General features: G+C 66.6%; 14 protein-coding genes, 1 pseudogene and 1 riboswitch. Of the genes and pseudogenes, 8 read left to right on the forward strand and 7 right to left on the reverse strand.

Annotated elements, in window-relative coordinates:
• The first annotated feature begins 326 nt into the window (after nucleotides 1-326).
• The 6 genes from KF833_23635 to KF833_23660 all read left to right on the forward strand — a co-directional run bounded on the left by KF833_23635 (nucleotide 327) and on the right by KF833_23660 (nucleotide 6,311).
• Nucleotides 327-779, forward strand: coding sequence for a hypothetical protein (locus KF833_23635; protein MBX3748311.1), 453 nt, complete (start codon nucleotides 327-329; stop codon nucleotides 777-779).
• A gap of 80 nt (nucleotides 780-859) precedes the next feature.
• Nucleotides 860-2,230: a glutamine synthetase gene (locus KF833_23640; GenBank protein MBX3748312.1), complete on the forward strand. Its 1,371-nt coding sequence runs from the start codon at nucleotides 860-862 to the stop codon at nucleotides 2,228-2,230.
• Between the two features lie 59 nt (nucleotides 2,231-2,289).
• Complete coding sequence (locus KF833_23645) at nucleotides 2,290-3,822, forward strand: Gfo/Idh/MocA family oxidoreductase (GenBank protein MBX3748313.1); 1,533 nt, start codon at nucleotides 2,290-2,292, stop codon at nucleotides 3,820-3,822.
• A 271-nt stretch (nucleotides 3,823-4,093) separates the two neighbouring features.
• Nucleotides 4,094-4,786, forward strand: a complete 693-nt coding sequence (locus tag KF833_23650) for a transporter substrate-binding domain-containing protein (GenBank protein ID MBX3748314.1) — start codon at nucleotides 4,094-4,096, stop codon at nucleotides 4,784-4,786.
• Nucleotides 4,787-4,816: 30 nt separating this feature from the next.
• Entirely contained in the window at nucleotides 4,817-5,572 is a 756-nt protein-coding gene (locus KF833_23655; GenBank protein MBX3748315.1) for an amino acid ABC transporter permease, read from the forward strand.
• Nucleotides 5,573-5,576: 4 nt separating this feature from the next.
• Nucleotides 5,577-6,311: an amino acid ABC transporter ATP-binding protein gene (locus KF833_23660; protein MBX3748316.1), complete on the forward strand. Its 735-nt coding sequence runs from the start codon at nucleotides 5,577-5,579 to the stop codon at nucleotides 6,309-6,311.
• On the opposite strand, the gene KF833_23665 is transcribed toward KF833_23660, so the two are convergent.
• Nucleotides 6,305-7,990 carry a putative manganese-dependent inorganic diphosphatase gene (locus tag KF833_23665; protein ID MBX3748317.1) on the reverse strand — a complete coding sequence of 562 codons (1,686 nt, stop codon included), beginning with the start codon at nucleotides 7,988-7,990 and terminating at the stop codon, nucleotides 6,305-6,307. The two genes, KF833_23660 and KF833_23665, sit on opposite strands and share 7 nt — an antisense overlap.
• A gap of 206 nt (nucleotides 7,991-8,196) precedes the next feature.
• On the opposite strand from KF833_23665, the gene KF833_23670 reads away from it, so the two are divergent.
• Nucleotides 8,197-9,441 carry an anion transporter gene (locus tag KF833_23670; protein ID MBX3748318.1) on the forward strand — a complete coding sequence of 415 codons (1,245 nt, stop codon included), beginning with the start codon at nucleotides 8,197-8,199 and terminating at the stop codon, nucleotides 9,439-9,441.
• Between the two features lie 66 nt (nucleotides 9,442-9,507).
• Here the strand turns inward: KF833_23670 and KF833_23675 are convergent, their stop codons facing one another.
• The 6 genes and pseudogenes from KF833_23675 to KF833_23700 all read right to left on the reverse strand — a co-directional run bounded on the left by KF833_23675 (nucleotide 9,508) and on the right by KF833_23700 (nucleotide 15,560).
• Nucleotides 9,508-9,672, reverse strand: coding sequence for a hypothetical protein (locus KF833_23675; GenBank protein ID MBX3748319.1), 165 nt, complete (start codon nucleotides 9,670-9,672; stop codon nucleotides 9,508-9,510).
• Between the two features lie 45 nt (nucleotides 9,673-9,717).
• Nucleotides 9,718-9,921: pseudogene (locus KF833_23680) on the reverse strand (cysteine-rich CWC family protein).
• Nucleotides 9,908-10,687 carry a prepilin-type N-terminal cleavage/methylation domain-containing protein gene (locus KF833_23685; protein ID MBX3748320.1) on the reverse strand — a complete coding sequence of 260 codons (780 nt, stop codon included), beginning with the start codon at nucleotides 10,685-10,687 and terminating at the stop codon, nucleotides 9,908-9,910. Before KF833_23685 ends, KF833_23680 begins: the two are co-directional and overlap by 14 nt.
• A 6-nt stretch (nucleotides 10,688-10,693) precedes the next feature.
• On the reverse strand, nucleotides 10,694-12,238 hold the full coding sequence (locus tag KF833_23690; GenBank protein MBX3748321.1) for a hypothetical protein: 1,545 nt from the start codon (nucleotides 12,236-12,238) through the stop codon (nucleotides 10,694-10,696).
• Nucleotides 12,214-12,903, reverse strand: a complete 690-nt coding sequence (locus KF833_23695) for a hypothetical protein (protein ID MBX3748322.1) — start codon at nucleotides 12,901-12,903, stop codon at nucleotides 12,214-12,216. The genes KF833_23690 and KF833_23695 overlap by 25 nt, the downstream gene beginning before the upstream one ends.
• A 251-nt stretch (nucleotides 12,904-13,154) precedes the next feature.
• A riboswitch (cobalamin riboswitch) is annotated at nucleotides 13,155-13,353 on the reverse strand.
• Between the two features lie 206 nt (nucleotides 13,354-13,559).
• A complete protein-coding gene (locus KF833_23700; protein ID MBX3748323.1) occupies nucleotides 13,560-15,560 on the reverse strand; it encodes a right-handed parallel beta-helix repeat-containing protein in 2,001 nt (666 codons plus the stop codon).
• A 760-nt stretch (nucleotides 15,561-16,320) separates the two neighbouring features.
• Between KF833_23700 and KF833_23705 the strand changes: the two genes are divergently transcribed.
• Nucleotides 16,321-17,625, forward strand: coding sequence for a DEAD/DEAH box helicase (locus KF833_23705; protein MBX3748324.1), 1,305 nt, complete (start codon nucleotides 16,321-16,323; stop codon nucleotides 17,623-17,625).
• Nucleotides 17,626-17,752: the final 127 nt, after the last annotated feature.

The following is a 17,752-nucleotide window of genomic DNA, read 5'->3' on the forward strand; positions in this document are numbered from 1 at the left end:
ATGGAGGATGTTGACCAACTTGTTCTTGGCGGAATCGTCGAGTAGGTGAAGGCGACCAGCGACGCGTGACATGCAGTGATAGACTGCAGGGAGAGAGGGATCGACCTTGATGCGAGGGGTTCTCATGAGGTGGGGGTGAGGGAGACCGAATTGATGGGGCAAAGGGTGATGGGGAGATGGCAGGGAGTAAACAAAAAAAGTCAGTCTACTAATTGGAAGAGTCAATAAAACCAGTCAGGCTTTTAATTTAAATAATTTAATATTCGATGGAGGCATCGGGAAAAACGATTCACTGGGTGCGGGCTGTGGGGTGTTGGATCGCGCTCGTGAAAGCGCTGATGTCTGCGGCAGGTTACCTCCCCCATCGAACGGTCGGCGCCCGTATGGCCGTCATCCTGTTAACCTTGGGACTCACGCTGGCCGGGTGCCATCGCGTCCCAGAGCCTCTGCCGGATTCCGAACTCGCCGGGGTGTACCGGCTGATCGGCGTTGATGACCAGGACCTTCCTGCCACGTTGGTGCATGGCGGAGCGATCACCGAGGTTCGGTCCGGGACCATGACATTCCGGCGGGATGGGACCTGCGTCAGCGAGACGCGGTTTGTTGCACCGTCGGGGCAAGAGGTCGGGCGCGAGGTGGTGGCCGACGTCACGCGGAGGGGTTCAAGGCTCGAGATGCGCTGGCGTGGGGCGGGGCGTACGGAGGGTGCGATGGCGGGGGATGGTTTCGCGATGCGCAACGAGGGGATGACCTTTCGCTACATCCGGGAAACGCGGTAAGGCGGGAGGCTCCGCGGTTGGAAGGGTTGGGCGAGCAGACGCCGCTTCCCGGCGGGCGGGCGGCTCGATAGGGTTGGCGCGTGACGGTTGAAGAACTTGTGTTGCGGGTCCGGTCGGGTGAGGTGGACACCGTGCTGGTGGGGTTTCCGGATCCGTTCGGTCGGTTGGTGGGGAAGCGGTACCGGGCGGACTTCTTCCTGGAGCACGTGGTGCCGGATGGGACGCACGGGTGCAACTACCTGCTGACAGTGAATCTGGACATGGATCCACTGGACGGGTTTGGGGTGGCCAACTGGGAGGCGGGTTTCGGGGATTTCGAGCTGCGCCCGGATCTGGGGACGCTGCGGGTCCTGCCGTGGCAGACGGCGAGCGCACTGGTGCTGTGCGATTACCGGCGCGGGGATGGGGCGCTGGTGGCGGAGGCGCCGCGTTCGGTGCTGCGGGGTCAGGTGGAGCGACTGAGCGGACGGGGCTATACGGCCTGCTGTGCCACCGAACTGGAGTTCTATCTGTACAACGAGAGTTATCCGGACGCCTTTGCAGGCGGGTACCGGGACCTGACACCGTCGAGCGACTACCGGATCGACTATCATCTCATGCAGCCTGGACGGGATGAACCGATCCTGCGGGCGATCCGGAACCAACTGACGGCGGCGGGGGTGCCGATCGAGAACAGCAAGGGCGAGTGGAGCCGGGGCCAGCACGAGATCAACTTCCGGTACGCGGACCCGGTCGAGATGGCGGACCGGCACACGATCTTCAAGCAGGCGGTCAAGGAGATCGCGTCGCAGCAGGGGAAGAGCATCAGCTTCATGGCGAAGATCGCCCCGGCCGAGGCGGGCAACTCGTGTCACGTGCATCTGAGTCTCTGGAAGGAGGGTCACAATGCGTTCTGGAGCGGCGGGGACGCCGCGGCGGTCGGCGGTCAGCACGGGGCGGCCTCGGGACTGTTCCGGCAGGCCCTTGGCGGCCTGATGAAGTACGCGCCCGAACTCAGTCTCTTCTTTGCGCCGACCATCAACAGCTACAAGCGGTATCAGCCGGGCAGTTGGGCGCCGACGCGGATGGCATGGGCCACGGACAACCGGACGACCGGGTTCCGGATTGTGGGTCACGGGAAGTCATTTCGGATCGAGAACCGGATGCCGGGGGCGGATGCGAATCCCTATCTGGCCCTGGCGGCGACGCTGGCGGGCGCGCTGGCGGGAATGGAGGAGGGGCTCGACTGCGGGGAGGAGTACCGGGGCAACGCCTACACCGACGTGCGGCTGCCGCGCCTGCCGGCGACGTTCCGCGACGCCACGGACCTCTTTGAACGTTCCAGTCTGGCGCGAACCGCCTTCGGGGACGCGGTGGTGGACTTCTATGTGCGTCATGCCCGGTTGGAGCAGCAGGCCTTCGACGACGCCGTGACCGACTGGGAGAAGCGGCGCTACTTCGAGCAGATCTAGGAGCCTGTCTGAAAACCCTTCGGGCGACGGTTCTATTGGCCTGTGCCGGCCTCGCCTCCATGGCCCATGCCAAAATCCCTCGTCGCAGGGCCCCTTCCAGTTTTCAGACAGGCCCGGCGACTCGGATACCGGATGGGAACCGGTGTATCAGGGGGGCGCCAGGGGACGGTCCCGGACCGAGGATTGGAGGACGTGGACGTTCGTTGGGTTCGAGGGGGAATGTCCCGGCGAGGTTGACTCCTTGCGGGGAATTCACTAGGGGAAGCGGAACAGCGTTACGACCCGTGAACGAATCCTCCTCTTCCCCGGCCACGCGCCGCGACTTTCTGAAGGCCTCGACGGCGGCGGCCCTGGTCTCCGCCGTGGCGGCACCCCGCATGCTGACTTCGAGGGCCCGGGCCATATCGCCGGGCGACACGATCAAGATCGGCCTGGTGGGCTGTGGTGGACGCGGCACGGGGGCGGCGGCCCAGGCCCTGGCGGCGGATTCGAACAGCCAGTTGACGGCGATGGGGGATGTCTTCGAGCGGGCGATCCAGGGCTCTCTTCGCTCGGTCGTTGGCGAGGTGGGAGAAGACCGGGTCCAGGTGAAGCCGGAGAATCGGTTCGTAGGGCTGGATGCCTACCAGAAGGTGATCGCTTCCGGGGTGGATGTGGTGCTGCTGGCTGCGCCACCGGGCTTCCGGCCGGTGCATCTGCGGGCGGCGGTCGAGGCGGGGAAGCACACGTTCTGCGAGAAGCCGATGGCCACGGACGCGCCGGGGGTCCGGTCGGTGCTGGAATCGGCCCGTCTGGCGCGGGAACGGTCGCTGGCGATCGTGGCCGGCTTCTGCTGGCGCTACGACTATCCGTTGCGCGAGTTGTTCAAGCGGATTCACGACGGCCAGATCGGGGAGATCCGGGCGCTGTACGGGACCTATCTGACCGGCCCGGTGAAGCCGATGCCGCCGGCGGAATCGCGCCCGGCGGGGATCACCGACATCGAGTGGATGATCCGCAACTGGTACAACTTCAACTGGCTGAGTGGCGACGGGTTTGTCGAGCAGGCGGTGCATACCTGCGACTGGCTGGCCTGGGCCATGCAGGATCGCATGCCGGCGTCGGCCACCGCGGTGGGCGGCCGGCAGATCCCGGCGCACGGCGGGAACATCTACGACCACATCGAGGCGAATTACGCCTGGGACAACGGGACGCTGGGTTTTCTCGCTCAACGGCAGATTCCGGGGTGTTACGGGGAGAACAACCTGGTGGTTCTGGGGACGAAGGGAACCGCGACCATCGACGGTCGGGGGCCTTCGATCACCGGGGAGCGCCCCTGGCGATACCAGGGGCCGCGGCCGAACATGTACCAGGTGGAGCACGACGAGTTGTTCGCCAGCATCCGGGCCGGCAAGCCCATCAATGACGGCGAGTGGATGGCCACCAGCACGCTGCTGGGCATCCTGGGCCGAAGCGCCGCCTATACGGGGCAGAAGATCACCTGGGACATGATCCTCAATTCCCAGCAGGTCCTCGTGCCCCCCATCGAGGATTGGGACACGAAGTTCGAACCCGAGCCGATGGCGATGCCGGGTCGGACGCGCTTCGTCTAGCGCGGGGTGGCGGAATTCGTTGCGCCGGACGCCACACGAAGGGGGTGCAGCGGAACCTCGGGTTGATGACCGCGGCCGGCGTGTGGTTTCATGCGGCGTGGCAGTCAAGGTTCGCGCCGTCCTTCGCAACCGTTCCAGGTCCTTCGCGCCCCGGGACGCTGCGGGTGTGCGTTCCCACCTTGGGCGCCGCGCCTTCCTGGGCGTAGTGGCCGCCGGCCTTTTGGCTGCGGGTTGCGTGCCATCCGGGGAAGAGCGGCCGTTGGTGGTGGGGATGGAGCTTCGGTATCCGCCGTTCGAGATGAAGGATGAACAGGGCCGTCCCGCGGGAATCAGCGTGGATCTGGCCCGTGCCCTGGCGGGGGCGCTGGGGCGGGAGTTGCGGATCGAGGACATCGCCTTCGACGGTCTGATTCCCGCCCTCAAGACCGGGAAGATCGATCTCATCCTGTCGTCGCTGACCCGCACCGAGGAACGGGCCGAATCGATCGACTTCTCGGAGCCGTACCTCGAGACGGGCCTCTGCCTGCTGGTGGGCCGTGAGGCGCCCGTGGAGTCGGCGGCGGATCTGGACCGGCCGGGCCGGGTGGTGGCGGTCAAGAAGGGCACCACAGGCCACACCTACGCGGCGGCCCGCTTCCGGGAGGCCCGACTTCTGGTCCTGGACCACGAAGCGGCGGCGGTGTTGGAAGTGGTCCAGGGCAAGGCCGACGCCTTCCTCTACGACCGGATGTCCGTCTTCCAGCACTGGCGGCGCAACGAGGGCACCACGCGGGCGCTGCTCGATCCGTTCCAGACCGAGCAATGGGCCATCGGGATCCGCAAGGGGAACGATGCCCTGCGTCAGCAGGTGAACGGCTTCCTCGAGGCCTACCGGCGCGAGGGCGGCTTTGAAGGGTTGGGGGAGCGCTGGTTGAAGGAGCAGAAGGACGCCTTCGAGGAACTCGGGCTGCCGTTCTACTTCTGAGGCGCGAGGCGTGTGATTCCGCTCCCGACGATGGAACGTCCTCCCTCGATGCTGCGGTGGGGATTCCACCTTTCGCTCATGGGGGGCCTGCTGGCGCTGGTGTTCAACTTCGCGTTCCAGCAGCTTCAGTATGACTGGAACTGGTCGGCACCGTGGCGGTACCGCGCCTTGTTCTGGCAGGGATGGCTTACCACGGTGGGCCTGGCCGCCGCCGCGCTCGCGGCGAGCACGGGAATTGGCGTGGTCACCGCATTGCTGGCCCGCGGTTCGTTTCTACCGGCACGCGCCCTGGCGCGGCTGTACGTCGAGCTGATTCGAGGCACGCCGTTGCTGGTCCAGATCCTCCTGTTCTTCTACGTCGTCGCTCCGGCATTCCGGATCGAGCACCGCATCCTGGTGGGGGTGCTCACGCTCTCGATCTTTTCGGGGGCCTACCTTTCCGAGATCGTTCGCGCGGGGATCGACGGGGTGGGGAAGTCGCAATGGGAGACGGCCCGGGCGATCGGGCTGAGCCGGGTTCAGACCTATCGCTTCGTCGTCCTGCCCCAGGCGCTCCGGCAGATTCTGCCGCCGGTCACCGGCCAGTTCGCCTCGCTGATCAAGGATTCGTCGCTCCTGTCGGTGATTGGGATCGGGGAATTCACCCTGAACGCCCAGCAGGTGAACGCCCTCACGTACAGCACGCTGGAGAGCTATCTCCCCCTGGCGGCCGGCTATCTGGTCCTGACGCTTCCGCTCTCCCTGTGGGCCCGGTATCTCGAGGGTCGCGCCCACTTCGACACCTGACGCCATGCGCCTCCGGCTTCGCGAACTGGCCAAGCATTTCGACCGTCATGCGGTCCTCGACGGCGTGGACCTCGAACTGACGGAGACTCGCGCACTCGTCCTGATCGGCCCGTCGGGCGGGGGCAAATCGACCCTGCTGCGGCTGCTGGGGGGGCTGGAACATCCTTCGGCCGGATGGATCGAACTCGACGGAGCGCCCATCCCCTTCGAAAGCCCTGCGGAACTGCACCGCCACCGGGCGCGAACCGGCTTTGTCTTCCAGGCTCACAACCTGTTCCCCCATCTCCCGGCCTTGCAGAACATCACCCTCCCGCTGGAGCGGGTCCACGGCCTGGCACCCGGCGCCGCGCGGGACCAGGCCATGGAGTTGCTCGTCCGCTTCCGGCTCGAGGCGCATGCCGCCAAACGTCCCGCCCAGCTTTCCGGCGGCCAGCAGCAGCGTGTGGCCATCGCCCGGGCGGTCGCGATCCGTCCCCGCTGGCTGCTCCTCGATGAACCCACTTCGGCCCTCGATCCCGAGATGACGGCGGAGGTGCTCGACATGATTGCGGAGCTTCGGGCCGAGGGACGCGACATTGTGCTGGTCACGCATCAGATGGGATTCGCGCGCCGGGTCGCGGATCATATCGCCTTCGTGGGCGACGGGGGCATCCCCGCCCACGGTCCGGTGGCGGAGATGCTCGACCATCCGACCGCACCCCAGGTCCGACGCTTCCTCGACCGGGTGCTTTCCTACTGAAGGTTTCCGCGTCCGGCCCCGCGATCCAAGGCCGGGCAGCGGGCGAGTTGATGGGTCAGGTAGGGCAGCAACTGCTTCTTCCGCGAGACGATTCCCGCCATCTCGTACAGTCCCGGCTCGACCTCCGGGTAATCGATGGTCTTCAGGAAGTCGGGGTCGCCGTCGATCACCAGCAGCGAGGTCTGCTCGACCACATCCGTCACCAGCAGCGCCGAGAAGAAGTAACCGTGGGACCGCCGGTAATGGCCGACCGCGGCGCGAACGGCGTCCTGGCGGCGACGGAAATTGTCGAACCCGATCTCCTCAATCTGGGCCACCGAATACTTCAGCTCCCCTTCGGCGTACTCCTTGCAATCCGAGACGATCGCCGTTTCCGGGGGATGCGACACCAGGATCGAGCCGGATTCGAACAGCCGTTCGGTGAACTCCCGGGCCCGGACGCCCGAACGTTCCTCGAGGCGGGCCAGGATCTCCGCATCCCGCGCCGTGGTGGTCGGCGAGGTCAGGTTCAGGGTGTCGGCCACCAACCCGGAAAGGAGCACCCCGGCGATCGCGGCCGGCAATTCGACCCCGTACCGAAAGAAACAGTCGGCGACAATGGTGCTGGTGGAGCCCACCGGTTCGTTCCGGAAAAGGATGGGCTGGCGCGTCCGCAGCGCCCCGATCCGATGGTGATCGATGATCTCGATGATCTCGACCTCGTCCGCTCCGGCGACGGCCTGGGACAGCTCGTTGTGATCCACCAGGATCAACTGCCGTTCCACCGGCTTGAGGAAATCCGATTTGGTCAGCATCCCGACCACCCGCCGGTCGTCGTCCACCACCGGAAAGGCCGGAAACCCCGAACTGGTCGCCATCTCCCGCACCCGGCGCAGCGGTTCGTCCCGGTGGAACGACAGGAAGTGTTCGTCCTGCAAGTGGCGGACCGGGATCGCCGCGCGGCACAACATGGCGGTGGTCGCAGTGTCCACCGGCGACACGATCAGGGAAACCTCGTTCCGGCGGGCCTCCTCGACGATCTCGTCCGTCACCGCCAGTCCCCCGGTCACCACCAGCGCCCGAACGCGGGCGGAGACGGCCAGTTGCTGGATGTCCACCCGGTCGCCCACCAGCACCAGCAGTTTCTCGGGCGGGTTGCGGTCGAGGCGGGCCGCGAAGGACGTCCGGCTCATCGCCCCGATCATCATGGTGAGGTCGTCCTCCCGGTCCGGCTCGAAGGCGCACAGCATCCTTCCCCGCAGGGCGCGGGTCAGGCCGCGCAGGCTGCCCATCACCCGCCGCGAGTCGAACGGTCGCCCCTCCGCCGGATAGAAGAACTTGCTGGACTTGAACACCGACACGAGGGCCCGGCACCGGCGCTGTCCGTCGAGGATGGGCAGCACCCGGATGCTGGCGTTGTCCATCAGCGTCATCGCCTCGGTCACCGTCGCGTCCGGGCTCACGCTGAGCACATTGGTCTCCATCACGTCACCCACCCGGGGGGAGACGTCGGCCACGAACCGCGGTGCCGGGAGACCGAACGTCCGGAGGATGAAATCAATCCGTTCGTTGGTGTCGCCGCACCGGGCGGCCACGGCGTCCAGGAGGCCGGTGCGGCGCTTGAACTCTGCATACCCGATCGCGGAACACACCGCGTCCGGGTCTGGATTCCGGTGGCCGATAACGAGTACCTCCCTCATGAACGGCGCGCACCGTATCGATCGCCCCGCGCCGCGGCAAGCCGGTGAGGAGACGCGATTCGGAGGGCCGGGTTCCACGAGTCCCCACGAGGGGTGGCTTGGGCACGTTCCAGGATCCTGGGATGCGCCCGCCGTCCTGGGCCGGCAATGAGGTTGCGTTGGGCTGGGGAAGGGGATTCGATGCCGGCCGGGCCCTGGGGCCTTCCATGACCGACCTTCCGCACGAGATCGCCGCCATTGCGATTTTCGCCTTCACCTACCTTCTGATCTGCGGCCGGAGGCTCAAGATCCTGCCGTTGAATCGCCCGGCGGCGGCGTTGCTGGGGACGGTGCTGATGGTGGTGTGCGGGGTGATGACCCCGGACGAGGTCTATCGCGCCGTGGACTACAACACGCTGGTGCTGCTTCTGGGCATGAGCCTGATCGCGGCGTACCTCGACATGGCGGGCTTTTTCGGGTGGACGGCCGACTGGGTGTTGCGGGTGGCGGGCACGCCCCAACGCCTGCTGCTGTACCTGATCCTGGCCTCGGGTGTGCTTTCGGCGCTGCTGGTCAATGACACCGTCTGTCTGATGCTGACGCCCCTGGTGGTGCGGGTGGTGGTGCGGGGCGGTTTGCCGTTGCCGCCGTACCTGCTGGCCCTGGCGATGAGTGCGAACATCGGGAGCGTGGCCACGCTGGTCGGTAATCCGCAGAACATGCTGATCGGCCAGATGTCGGGGCTCGCGTTCCGGGACTTCTCGGGTGCGCTGATCCCGGTCGCCGCGGTGGGCTTGCTGATTCAGTACGCCATACTGCGGATCGGGTTTGCGCGGCAGTTGCGCGGCTTGACGATCGCCCGGAAGGAGGAGGGAACGGGCGAGCCGGTGGACCGTCGGCTGCTGGTTCTGGCGGCGGCGGGGCTGGTGTTTGTGTTTTCAGGATTTCTGATGGGATTTCACCTGGCGTGGACGGCGTTGACGGGCGGGGCGCTGGTGATGGTGCTGGCACGGCGGGACACGCATGAAGTCCTGCGACGGGTGGACTGGCATCTGCTGGTCTTTTTTGCGGCGCTGTTCGTGGTGGTCGAGGGGTTGAACGACACGGGATTGCCGGAACGGCTTTACCGGGGTTTGAGCGGGGTGTTTGGCGGCACGGCCACCTCACAGGCCTGGAATCTGGCGTGGTTCTCGGTCGCCGGGTCGAATGTCTTCTCCAATGTCCCCTTCGTGCTGGTTGCCGGGCGATGGCTCCTGGCCTTCCAGGATCCGGCGCTGATGTGGAAGGTGATGGCGTTGGCGACGACCTTCGGGGGCAATCTCACGCTGCTGGGATCGGTGGCGAACCTGATTGTCGTCGAGTCCGCACGCGGCCATTGCGAGGTCGGATTCTGGGAATACGCGCGGTACGGCATTCCGGTGACGTTGGGGAGTCTTGGGGCGGGACTGACCCTGCTGCTGGCCCTGCACTGAGGGAAGGAACGGAACCGGGCATAAAACAGCCCTAAACTTCGTGCATATGCACGAAGTTTAGGGCTGTTACAGGGTCGTCCCGGGGCAAGGGGACGGGGATGGGTCGTGCCGGGGCGCCTTGTACCCGTAGGGGCAATGCCGGCAGCCGTTCCGGCAGCAAAGCCCCCGGCGACGCAGGTAGGCCTCGGTGAACACGACCCTGCCGTTCTCCCAATAGAAGTCGCCCGGCATCGGCACGACCACGGGCGGTTCCGGGCGGGTCGCGTCATGGAAGGCGCGGAGGCAGGCCTGGCAGATGCAGGCGGCTTTGCGCAAGGGGACAGGCACCAGGGCGAGGAGCGCTTCGGGGATGGTTTCCCTGAAGCACCAGCAGGGGCCCTTGTAGGGATCCTGGGTGCATTGCTGGCAGTGGTTGGGCCCGCCGCATAGAGGGCACCGGGACGGATCGTGTTCCGGGCCCGGGTTCTCACTCCCAGTCATAGAGGCTGTTGTCGGGGGAAAGGAAACCTGTCCCGGGGGCCACCCGGTCGGTGCCGTCGGCATTGTCTGTGTGTCGTCGCTGCAACGAGGCCGCGTGGCCGTCCGCAAAGGAAGCGTTGCTGCGGCCGGTGTGGCGGAATCCCTGGGTGCCGGACCAGCGTCCGCGGAAGCCCGCATCCCCCGGGCTGGGCCACGGGGCGCGCATGAACTTGTTGGCGCCGCCGGCGTACTGCCCGTCGCCGAACACCACGGTCCCGGCGGGTTGCTTGACCCAGGCGGCACGGGCCGGGGAGGGGATGGACTCAAACTGACCCCGGCCGAGGTAGCTGGTGTTGTAGTTGTAGCCGGTGACGGGGTCATCGAGCCAGTTGGCGGGGCCGCGGAAGGACGGGCATTGCTGGACCTGTTCCGTGCCTTCCCCTTCCCAGAGCAGGCCGGGCACCACCCGGGGCGGATTCTCGAAGCGGGTCGTGAGGTCCCATGCCTGGGCCACCGTCACGCCGTCCTGGACGAGCGTGTAATACGCGATCGGGTAGGCGTCGTCGTGGGCCAGCGTGTAGGCCTCTGCCGCGATGGCCATCTGACGGAGGTTGCCGAGACACGCCACGCTGCGGGTCCGGTCCTTGGACCGCGCCAAGGCCGGCAGGAGGAGGCTGGTGAGGAGGGCGACGATGCCGATGACCACCAGCAGTTCGACAAGGGTGAAGGCCGGGTGCCGGCGTGTTCTCCCGTGACAGCGCCTCCCGGGGGAAGGAATGGGGTGCATGGCCGTTCAAGGCCCGTCCTGCCGGACCCGGTAGAACGCCGCGCCCCCCGGGGGATCGGGGTCACGCCAGGTCACGGGCGTGCCGTCGCCGGGTGCCATCTGGGCAACCTCTGTCCAGGCCGACCAGGCGGTGGTCCGTTCCAGGGTGTACGCCTGACCGGCCACGGCTTCGAACCGGAGGTACGCTCCCTCCTCATCGCGCCCCATGAACAGGGACCCAGGTGGGAGGAGTGAGCGCCGGACCAAAACGTAACGGCCGGCCGTGAAGGCCCCGGACATTGCGACCATCCGGGTGTCCGGATGGTAGTGGAACGGTTCCGGCTGCCAGTGATCCTGATCCCACCGCAGGAGTTGCAGGTCGTCTCCGGAGCCGGCATAGCGCGAAGCCGGAGCCATGTGCAGCTCCGCCTGATGCCGGGGCAATTCGGCTGCCGCGAGCGGTTGCAGTTCGATGAGCGCTCCGGCCACGACGTCGACGTCGCCGGGCGGAGGCGTGGGCGGGGCCGCGTCTTCCAAGGGTTGCGTGGCGACGCGCAGGACCCCGTCCAGTTCGGTGAAACGGAGCGTCAGGGCGACGGGCATGGTGTCCGACGGATGTTTGAACCGAAGGGTCGCCGGGCCCTGCCCGAGATTTCCGGGCGCCACGGTGAGGCTGTCCCCCAAGGCCATCGGACGGGTCGCGGCGAAGGCATCGATTTCGCCCCCGCCGTAGCCGGGCAACGCCTCGATCCGGACGTACTGGATGTGTGCGAAGCCCGATTCGGCGAGGTCGAAACCCGTGCCGCCACCGGCGCCATCGTAGAGGTCGATGGCGTCCGCCACCGTCGGCAACGTCCCGGCGCCGGCCAGAAACAGCGGGGCGAGGGCGGGATTCACCGGCTTGGCGAAGTCCATGAGCGTTCCGCTCCACGCGACGGCCTGACGATCCCACCGGAACGCCTGGGTCGGGAAGGCGGTGTCCGCATACGGACCGTTTTCGTACCGGTACCAGGCCCACGACCGCCAGTCGTCGGGGTCCTCTCCGGGCCGGCCGGAGTACCCGGGACTGACGGAGACATGGGTTGGTTCGAAGAAGGCCTCCCCCGACAGGTTCACCCTGCCCAGGTCGGCGCCGTCACCGACCATCCCGCGCGCGCCGTAGAAGGCATTCCCGAACACCAGGAAGTCGATCCCGTAGGCGTTGGCGGGGTCGTCCAAGACCGGTTGCTCGAACCGCACGATCAGCGACCCGCCCTCCTGGATCGTGGTGATCAACTTCGTGGTGCCGTCGGGTCCCAGGTGAAACGGCGGTTCAACGAGGCTCACCTGCCGCAGGGTGCCGGGACGGAACGGGTCGAGGAATTCGGTTGCGGGCGGCCCGAGGGCGGCGAGGGGATCGTCGTAGGGCGCCGGGCCGAACGGACCTTCCCACGCGATCACCTCCACGGCGTGCGGGGTGGGAACGCCGTAGCCGGCTGCGCCCGGCGGTCCGGCGTGGACGAGCAGGATCGAGATTCCCAGGATCCCCAGGCGGACCGGGCCAGGGGTCAGGAGCGTCGAGGGCGCGTGCATGCGAGGATCAGGGATCCAAAGGCCAGCAGGGAGAGCATGCCTGGCTCCGGCACCAGGGCTGCCACCGGCTCGGAGGGCGCCAACCCGACGAAGCCCGGCGCGAAGCTGTAGCCGTCCCAAACCCCGTCGGCGAGCGAACGCCCTGCCGCGCCGGTCACCGCCCCTTCCCAGTCCCCGGAAGACGACCCGCGCAGGTGATAGGACCAGAACCCGGTGTTCCAACCCTCGCGGTAAAGATCCGCGCCACCCACCGCCGTCCGTGAATCGTTGGCCGCGCCGGATCCCACGTTCCAGGAAAGGCCGCTCCCTTCGAACGAGAGGCCGGGTTCCACGGCGAAAGCGCCGTCATGGTTGAGGTCATATCCAACCCCGAGCAGGGCGGTGCCCCAGTCGAACTGTCCCAGGTGCGCGAAGAGCCGGGAGTCCGCGGCGACCACCGCCAGGAGCATGTCCATTCCGGAGGCTTCGCCGTCCCAGCGAAAGCCCCAGACCAGCGAGGACGGCGTATCGTCGGTTTTCCAGTCGATCACCAGGGCGGCACGGTGGAGGCCGCTGCCGGTCCAGAACTGGATGTCGTCGAGCGTTGCCGCGGCGGCGCGGGGCGTGAGGGCCACTGCTGCCAGGGCGAGGGTGAGCGTGTGGAATCGGAGGGATTGGGGGTTCATGGGTCGGGTCTGCCTGCGGAGGATCGTCCGCCCCGAGGTGCGGGGTGGAGCGTCCAGGGTTACGGGGAGACCAGACCGGGGAGGCGCCCGCCGGGCCGCGCGGCCCGGAAACACAAACGCCTTCCTCCGGCAAATCACGAAGGAAGGCGCAAACCGTGAAGTTTCATCGCGGCGGCACCCGGGGGCGCAGCCGGACGAACTGGCCTCATCCTTCTCTTTGCGGAGAAGTCGGCCGCCTCACGCGAGGCGCGCCGAGATGAGCATGTTCCAGCCGGTATCCTGACTTCGGGCATCGTGCCTTGCTCCGACCTTCCCGCCTTCGGCAATGGTCCGGCAGTGGTCCAATTGGAGTTCGTAGCCCGTCACAGTGGCGCAACCGTCCCCGATTCCCACGGGGTTCCCTGACGCTGGAAAATGTTCCGACCGGTCACTTGACCGGTGGTTTCAAAGAGCGCGGAGAGCCTCCGCTGTCGCCGGAGAATTGCAAGGTGAAGTTCCCCGGAGTTGCAGGTGAGGAGGTTGCGAACCGGAGGGACCAGCTCCGCGAGACCTCAACCCAAGGCTCCACACCCCTGCGGCCTCGAAAACTCCGGGGTCGCATCTCTGAATTTGACATTTGACACCGTGGAGCCCCGAAGCCGGCGCAATTGTCAAAATCAGAGATCTGACCCCGGGCGCGGGCCCGGGCGCGGTCCGACGCGGCTGGTGTCGATGGGGCGGAATCCGACGGCGAGTGCGGGGGATTCGGGGCGCAGACGGAAATCGTCCCGGTCCGGGTCCACGAAAAGCGGGTCGGCAATCCGCGAGTTGGCGTCGTGACCGCGGGCGCGCCACTCGGACCAGGTGCCTCCGGCGAAGCGCAAGGCCGCGGGGTCGCTGCCCGCCCGGCGATCGAAGTAAAGGTTGTGATCGAGAATGAAACGGTTGTTGCGCCAGGAGCTGCCCAGGAGCTGGCCGGAGTCGAAATAGACGATGTTATGGGTCAGCCGGAAGGAGGTGTGGTCCTCGTCCCGGGTGCGCATGAGCTGGTTCTCGCGGTTGAAGGCAAAAATATTGTTCCGAATGAGATTGTCGCGTCCGTAGTGCTGGTGGAAGCCGGCGCTCTTGCAGCGGTACACCACGTTGTTCTCCATGACGATCCCGGTGCTGCCCTCATCGGTGTAAAGTCCCCACCCGCCGTAGTCGTAGCTGATGACGTCGTGAATGAGGTTGTTGCGGACGATGGTTCCGGGCTGGGGGCCAAGGGTATAGACGCCGCCCATGTCGCTGAGGCGACCCTGGCCGACGTCGTGAAGGTGATTGAACTCGATGAGGTTGTCCCGGCATGGCGTTTCCCGGTAGCCCCAGTTCCAACCGACGGAGATGGCGGTGTAGTAGAGGTCGTGGATGCGGTTGTGGGCGATTCGGTTGCCGCCGGACTGGAAGACGATGAGACCGACCGCGGGGGCAAAGATGCGGCCGAGTTGATGGAGGTGATTGTCGATGACGGTGTGCCTGTGGCAGGCGGACAGGGCGTCGGGTTCGCGGTCGCCGGGTTCGCCCAGGCGCAACCCGCCGGCGCCGGAGCCGCGGATCTCATTGCCGGCGATGCGCCAGTGTTGGGCGCCGCGGCCGAGTTCCAGGGCGTAGCCGCCGAGATTGAGGAACCGGCATGACTCGATCAGGCCGTCGGCCGCGAACGTGACGCGAAAGGCGCCGGGAACGGGAACGGCAGCCTGGGGGGAGATCAGACCGTCGGCGGGCATGGCGTAGTCCGTCTCGGTCCAGGTGATCCCGCGAAAGGTCAGGCGGTCGGCGGTGCGTGCGGAGGTGGGATCGCCGGTGACCCGGACGAGTTCGGTCAGGCGTGGAGCCACGACGACCGCCTGATTGGGGTTGAGTCCGTCGGGGGCAAGGTATGAGAGCTTGCCGGTGGCGCGGTCCAGGTACCATTCGCCCGGGGCATCGAGGGCGTCCGGGACATTCTCGACCCAGTAGCGGGCGTCATTTTCGTTCATCCAGTAGGGACGCGGGCCGCCGGCGAGGTGGGCGACGTGGGTTCCGGCGTCGATGGAACGAATTGGCACATGGAGATCGGTCCACTTCATGAGCATGACGAGCCGGGCGTCTGGGAATTGGGCCCACTCGGATCTGAGGTCGCCGGGATGAAAGGGAAGGGCGATGGGGCTGTTGGTGCCGAGCGGGCCGCGGGCGCGAAGGAATCCCTCGTTCGGGGTGCGTGCCCGCGGGGCCCGCTCTCCATTGACGAAGAGTTGATGGAAATACCAGCGCCCCTGTTGGACATCCTGAAGGATGGTTGTCCAGAGGCCGGGCCGGTCGGGATCCGGTTTCCAGCCCAACAGGCGTTGCCCACCGCTCACCACAGGTGCAGCGCCCGGGGCCGCCATGAGCGTGAGGCCGGTGTCATCGGGTCCCAGGTCGAGCGGCGCCGCGAGTTCATGGCGTCCTTCGGCGAGAACGATGGACGCCGGACGGGCGGCTTGACGCGCCTGTTGGAGTGCGGTCTCCAGGGTCCGGAGCGGGGCATCGGAACTTCCAACCGCGGTGTCAGTCCCGCGCGAAGGATGGACATAAAGGGTGCCGGATGGGGCGGAAGGAATGGCAAGGGCAACGGCAAGGGCGACACCGGCAAGGCGGGAGGCGGTTGATCGGCTCATGGCTTCCCGCCGCATGCCACTGACCGGACGGCGAAGCAATCTCTGAGTGGTGGTCGGGCGTTGCGTCTCCAAGTTGTGACGTGTCGGGGTCCGGGCTTCGAGAAGCGAACCGGGGCTGCCAGGGCCGGCTGAAGCCGGAACACCGAACGGGGGAGAGCTGGATCCTCATCGAGTCCGACAACTCCATTGCCCTCAGAACCGTCCTGTCGGTCGTTTGCGGGGATCGGCAGCCGCATGTCTCTCCCAACGCCAGGCGCCCCGCCCCTCCCGCACCCGTGGTGGCCGGATCGCCGCCGAAGCCAACACACGGTTGCCGCACCGCTCACCGCTCAAATGACGCATCACGGCATCAGGACAGGCATTTCATTGATGACGCCACACTACACCCTCTACACCCTCGTGCTTTCCAGGATTCCTATCGGGCCACTGGGGAAAAGGTGTCGTGGGTCGTCAACAGCAAAATGCCGGGCGTACTATATGAAACGGTCAATAGTACAATGCCGGGCACTCTATCAATATCAATGGTGCATCCGGTTTCGAGAACGAGCTGTTGGCGGTCCAAAGGAGTGTCGAAGACCGGAAAGGTGTCCCGTTCGGCACGCGACGCGGTGCATCCCGGAGTGGTGGTTGAGGAGGGAACTCCGCTGAGCGGCGCTTCGGAGGGCGGAGTTCCATGAGGCCGCAACGGTGTGGAGCGTTGGGTTGAGGACTCGCGGAGCTCGTCCCTCCGATTCGCTGCCTTCTCACCCACAACTCCGGGATGCACGGGACGCGACGAGGGCGGCGTCTCCGGGCTTTGCGCGGCTCGGCGAACCCGGTAGAAGGGCCCGTGCCTTTCACGAAACTTGGCCTGGGCGCGTCGATGTTGGAAGCGATTCGCGCCTGCGGGTACACGGAGCCCACCCCCATTCAGATGCAGGCGATCCCGCGCATCCTTGAAGGGCGCGACGTCATTGGATCCGCGCAAACGGGGACGGGGAAGACGGCGGCATTCGGGTTGCCCATCCTGCAGATGCTGGGGGAACCGGCGCCGGGGCCAAGAATGCTGGTGCTCGAGCCCACGCGGGAACTGGCGGTTCAGACCGAGGAAATGCTGGGTACGCTGGCCCGGTTCACCCGGTTGCGGATGGTCGTGGTGTACGGGGGCGTCGGGTACGAGCGCCAGCGGGAGGCCTTTCGGAAGGGCGTGGACGTGGTGGTGGCGACGCCGGGCCGGTTGCTGGATCATTTGCGCCAAAGGGCGGTGAATTTGCGGGGAGTCACGCATCTGGTGCTGGACGAGGCGGATCGGATGCTCGACATGGGATTTCTGCCGGACGTCCGGCGCATCGTGGGAGAGTGCCCGCGGCAGCGACAGACGTCGCTCTTCTCGGCGACCGTGCCCCCGGAGATCGAGGGGCTGATCCGATGGGCGATGCACGATCCGGTGACCATCGAGATCGGGCAACGCCGGTCGCCGGCGGAGACGGTAAAGCACGTGCTCTACCCGGTGGCGGAGGCGCAAAAGCAACAACTGCTGCTGGCGGTGCTGGAGAATGTGCATTGGGAGAGCGCGATCGTGTTCTGCCGCACCCGGCGGGGCGCGGACCGCGTTCTGCGGATGTTGCGGCAGGCATCGCACAAGGCGGCTGTCATTCACTCCGACCGGACGCAGAAGGAACGGGAACAGGCGTTGAGCGGGTTCCGGGAGGGGCGCTACGAGGTGCTGGTGGCAACGGACATCGCGGCGCGCGGCCTGGACATCGCGGACGTCACGCACGTGATCAATTTCGATGTGCCCGAGCATCCCGAGGATTACGTGCATCGCATCGGGCGCACGGGCCGGGCCCGGGCCAGCGGGGATGCGTTCACACTGATGCTGACCGAGGACGCGCCCAGGGTGGCGGCGATCGAACGGTACATCCGCCAGCGGATCGAGCGGGTGAAACTCGAGGGCTTCGATTACCAATACTCGGTGGTCCTCGATGAGGGGCGGCGGACGTCGTTGCCGACGGGCCGGGTCCGGGGCGGACCGGTGGGTCGCGGTGGTTACTACGCGGCGCCGGCCCGCCGGCGGCGACGCTGAGCCGGGCCGTGCATCCCGGAGGGGTGGGGCGAGGTGCGACGATCGCAAAGTGTGGCATCGGAGGACCACGTTTCATGGGGCCCCTTCCAGTTTCCAGACAGGCTCTTACCCACCACCGGAATCGAGG

It is taken from the genome of Verrucomicrobiia bacterium (genome assembly GCA_019634625.1).
GTDB lineage: Bacteria > Verrucomicrobiota > Verrucomicrobiia > Limisphaerales > CAIMTB01 > CAIMTB01.

Excerpts from the sequence above, each read along its gene's own strand:
- KF833_23645 (MBX3748313.1), top strand. The coding sequence starts at position 2,290 with ATGGCCCATGCCAAAATCCCTCGTCGCAGGGCCCCTTCCAGTTTTCAG.
- KF833_23650 (MBX3748314.1), top strand. The coding sequence starts at position 4,094 with ATGGAGCTTCGGTATCCGCCGTTCGAGATGAAGGATGAACAGGGCCGT.
- KF833_23655 (MBX3748315.1), top strand. The coding sequence starts at position 4,817 with ATGGAACGTCCTCCCTCGATGCTGCGGTGGGGATTCCACCTTTCGCTC.
- KF833_23660 (MBX3748316.1), top strand. The coding sequence starts at position 5,577 with ATGCGCCTCCGGCTTCGCGAACTGGCCAAGCATTTCGACCGTCATGCG.
- KF833_23665 (MBX3748317.1), bottom strand. The coding sequence starts at position 7,990 with ATGAGGGAGGTACTCGTTATCGGCCACCGGAATCCAGACCCGGACGCG.
- KF833_23670 (MBX3748318.1), top strand. The coding sequence starts at position 8,197 with ATGACCGACCTTCCGCACGAGATCGCCGCCATTGCGATTTTCGCCTTC.
- KF833_23675 (MBX3748319.1), bottom strand. The coding sequence starts at position 9,672 with ATGCCGGGCGACTTCTATTGGGAGAACGGCAGGGTCGTGTTCACCGAG.
- KF833_23685 (MBX3748320.1), bottom strand. The coding sequence starts at position 10,687 with ATGCACCCCATTCCTTCCCCCGGGAGGCGCTGTCACGGGAGAACACGC.
- KF833_23690 (MBX3748321.1), bottom strand. The coding sequence starts at position 12,238 with ATGCACGCGCCCTCGACGCTCCTGACCCCTGGCCCGGTCCGCCTGGGG.
- KF833_23695 (MBX3748322.1), bottom strand. The coding sequence starts at position 12,903 with ATGAACCCCCAATCCCTCCGATTCCACACGCTCACCCTCGCCCTGGCA.
- KF833_23700 (MBX3748323.1), bottom strand. The coding sequence starts at position 15,560 with ATGAGCCGATCAACCGCCTCCCGCCTTGCCGGTGTCGCCCTTGCCGTT.
- KF833_23705 (MBX3748324.1), top strand. The coding sequence starts at position 16,321 with ATGCACGGGACGCGACGAGGGCGGCGTCTCCGGGCTTTGCGCGGCTCG.